The following is a 3,339-nucleotide window of genomic DNA, read 5'->3' on the forward strand; positions in this document are numbered from 1 at the left end:
CTGGGAGGAGAAAGCTATCGACTGAAGCAGAAATCTACAAGCTAGACTATGAAAGGTGGGTCAATTTTATTGGCCAAAGGTGGGTCAAAATAAATGGCCATTGACACCAGTATCCCGGCATTGGAGTTGGCCATCCGGTTCAGACGGCTACCAAACAGACCAGCCTGCATCTGCAGGGAAAAAAGGCCAATCCACCAAGTCTTCGGGTTGTTGACTGCACCTTTGATAAAGCTCTGGAGGGCGTTGCGATTGCCGTTGAGGATGTAGCGCATGAAGTCGTCTACATCGTCCTTGGGGGCGTCCTGAAGGTTTTCGAGGGTTTTTTGTACTGCGTCGCGATCAGGCGAGCGAAGGTCGAACTTCAGTTCCATAACGGGTCCTTGTCTTGTGTTGGCTTCCAATGCCTTTCGTCAGGTTACCTCAAACCGGGGCGTCCGCCAAACCTCCCCTGCGTGCGTGGATCGTAAATTCCAGACTCTTCGCGCAACTGAGGTCCAACGGCAACGCCAGCCATATTCAGAACGCCCCGCGCACCTACCCGAACACCAACCGCCCATCCTGAAAAGACTCGAACTGAGTACCGAGGAATGGCTTGCCGAAGCCACGGAATTCGAAGACCGGTATCACGACAACCGGCGGGCGCATCTGGATCGGCGACGATCGGCAGCCTGACGCCCCCTTCGCTCCCAATCTAAACCCTACTGGCTGACGCCAGGGGCCAGCTGTCACTCAAATTCGGCGAAATTCGCTGTTTTACTAGAAAACCTGTCGTCAAAAGCTCATTTTCGCCAATAAGCCTGCATTCCCTGCCCTATGCCAGCGCCCAAGGTTACCGAGTGAAGCTCCCTTTTTTACCAGTGCCTGTCACCCTTCCCCGTCATCATGCCCTCCAGCAGCTCGGATTTCCAGGTGCTGACCATGGTCGGGTGAATCTGGAACCGAGCAGCAATCTCAGAGGTTGTCTCGTCCCCTTTGAGGGCGGCCAGGGCGACTTTGGACTTGAACGATGCGCTGTACTGTTTGCGTTTCTTGCTCATGATTCTCCTCCTTGTGGAGATGATGAATCAGAGCTTAGGCAACTGTCCAAATTTCGGGGTCCACTTCACTTTCTATCGGCTATTTAAATCCCGCCAGCGGTAAAGCAACTTCAAAATGGTCGGCTACCGCGTAGATAATCAAGATGGCGAAGCCCACGGCTATGGTGCTGACAAAGCGCCAAAACGCATTACGCCTGCCCTGAGCGTTTTCAACCCTTTTCAGTTGGTTCAGTTCGTCAGAAATGAGTTTGTCACGTGCGTACAGTGCACCGATATACTCCTTGTATTGCCGGTAAAAGTTTTGCTGAATCAAATCTTGCTCAACCAACTGTTCCTTAACACCGGATGCGTCTTTCCTGCCGCTCTGAGCTTGGATGAACGCTTGATCGACTGCGTAGTCGATGCATCGTTTGAATCTTTCCTCAGCAGCCTCTTGCGAAGCTTTGTTTTTGCTGCTGTTCAGCGACTTAAGGCGTTCGGCTATTCGCTCAACAATTGTTTGGCTTTTTTCTGACATGAAAGCCCCGATAGCGAGTGGTTTTTTGTTTTAACCTTCGGCTCACTGTCTTAGGCATCCTAGAATACCTGATCACCAAGCTTTTCCATCCTAGGGCGAAAGACGTTCACGAACGAGTTTACAGCCATCTCGAAGAATTCTTTAACGACAGGGTCCCGTACCGGGGGCCATTCGGATTTAATCCTTTTTGTCACGATGACACGATTATTATTATCGTCCCAGTGAATATGGAAAGGAAGCTCGTTTGAAATTGTCTCCTCGTCTTCCTTTAGCGCCTCATAAATCGCAGTTCCTTCCTCAGTCTTGGCTAAACGCAAAAAACAGCCAATTTCAGACCCCGACTTATAAAAATACAGAGTTAGCCAGGCAATAGACGATCTTGGCGGCATCGGAAAAAAAACATTGCCCTTGGGTATCGGGTTTGCCATTGGTTGATCGGGATCATCAAGCTGGAGACCTTGTATAAAATCAGTCCAGAACGACTGATACTGAGCGAACAAAGGGTTCTCAACGCTATTGCCTGAATCGACCAAATCTGTTGGCGGCCCTGGAATTTCATTTACATAAACGTTTCTTTGGATCTCCCTAGTTTTAAAAAGCGTTTGCGGTTGAACTAAAGTAAGAGATTTATCCTCTGTTTGATAAACAGCGGTTTCGACCATAGCTAAGGTAAATTTCATATTCGCCGTATGCTCAAGGTATTGAACCACGGCCTCAGTATCAGTCCGTATTCCATCACCGGCAATGACAAGCATAAAGTCACCCTGTGCAAGCGAGTTGGTGACGCCATCGACAAATTCGCTTTCTTCAGTTTCAGGATAGAGCGATTTAACCAATTTATAGGGAAGATTCCCTTTCTCACCAATCCTTCTCGATACTTCCCTTTGGAGGTCCGAGTAGCTCCAGGCTTGTAACTCCTTTGCGTAGTCAAGAATCTGACCAATAACCTTTCTTCGGGCTTCTGGGTTACGCCAAAGCTTCGTTTCAACGATTATGACTTTCCCTTGCGGAGTAACATAAACGATATCTATTGGACCTGCGGTAGTTTTCATCTCCATACATAGCGGTACAACATCACGGTACCCGGGGTTTATTTCACCAAAAGGGAGGCTATCCGGATTCCTAAACAGTTGTTCCTGTAACCAACGTTCGGAGAACCCCTCGTTGAAGGTCAGTCTCTTCAATCGATGAGTATTGAATTCGGAGTCAAGTAGGAATGGCGTAGCTCGCATTGTAAACACTCTGATGAATAATTCTTAGATATTTTGGTAAAAAATTGTTTAAATAGTTGCTTTTTCGTTAACAACAGTACACTTTATTAATTACCTTATCGGTCATCGTCAATTTCCGCAGCCAAGGGCTGAAGGATGGCTAAAACTTCACGTTTTAGCTCTTCGTTATTTACCAATTGGGTACGAACCGCGTCTTCATATTTACTGCGACCTGGGAAGTGTAGTGCTTTGGCGACTTCATCCCGAAGATTGCTCTCGCGAATGGGATATCTACTTATCAACCCTAAGTAGTTCTCTCTTCGAATAAGTTCTGCAATAGTATCGCGCTCTTCGCATACAAATTGGCCAATATCGAGACTGATATTTCGTCTGTTGGGATCATTCTTTAGCTCCGACCATGACGGAGCTAATCGCAATAACGCATCGCGAATCCGTTTTTCACCTAACCCGGATTTCTCACTGGGGATAAAAGAAAGCGGCTGAAAGTGCTATGGTTTCAAGAGCCTAACCAATCCACCAAGCACCAACAGCCGCTTCCAAAATGGTACCTGAA

General features: G+C 47.8%; 4 protein-coding genes. All 4 read right to left on the bottom strand.

Annotation, left to right across the window (positions count from 1 at the left end; translation table 11 throughout):
• Positions 1-41: 41 nt before the first annotated feature.
• Positions 42-371 (bottom strand): hypothetical protein, encoded by a 330-nt coding sequence (locus IE079_RS18605; RefSeq protein ID WP_189578622.1) that lies wholly within the window; start codon positions 369-371, stop codon positions 42-44.
• A gap of 480 nt (positions 372-851) precedes the next feature.
• Entirely contained in the window at positions 852-1,037 is a 186-nt protein-coding gene (locus IE079_RS18610; protein ID WP_189578624.1) for a transposase, read from the bottom strand.
• A gap of 79 nt (positions 1,038-1,116) precedes the next feature.
• The gene (locus tag IE079_RS18615; protein ID WP_189578627.1) at positions 1,117-1,554 is read right to left on the bottom strand and encodes a hypothetical protein; all 438 of its coding nucleotides are present in this window, start codon (positions 1,552-1,554) and stop codon (positions 1,117-1,119) included.
• 59 nt (positions 1,555-1,613) lie between these two features.
• Positions 1,614-2,606 carry a hypothetical protein gene (locus IE079_RS18620; protein ID WP_227712615.1) on the bottom strand — a complete coding sequence of 331 codons (993 nt, stop codon included), beginning with the start codon at positions 2,604-2,606 and terminating at the stop codon, positions 1,614-1,616.
• Positions 2,607-3,339: the final 733 nt, after the last annotated feature.

This window comes from Marinobacter zhanjiangensis, assembly GCF_014651935.1.
In the GTDB taxonomy this organism is placed as follows: domain Bacteria; phylum Pseudomonadota; class Gammaproteobacteria; order Pseudomonadales; family Oleiphilaceae; genus Marinobacter; species Marinobacter zhanjiangensis.

What these genes read in the sequence shown, in the direction of transcription:
- IE079_RS18605 (WP_189578622.1), bottom strand. Translation starts at nt 371, where the DNA reads ATGGAACTGAAGTTCGACCTTCGCTCGCCTGATCGCGACGCAGTACAA.
- IE079_RS18610 (WP_189578624.1), bottom strand. Translation starts at nt 1,037, where the DNA reads ATGAGCAAGAAACGCAAACAGTACAGCGCATCGTTCAAGTCCAAAGTC.
- IE079_RS18615 (WP_189578627.1), bottom strand. Translation starts at nt 1,554, where the DNA reads ATGTCAGAAAAAAGCCAAACAATTGTTGAGCGAATAGCCGAACGCCTT.
- IE079_RS18620 (WP_227712615.1), bottom strand. Translation starts at nt 2,606, where the DNA reads ATGAAAACTACCGCAGGTCCAATAGATATCGTTTATGTTACTCCGCAA.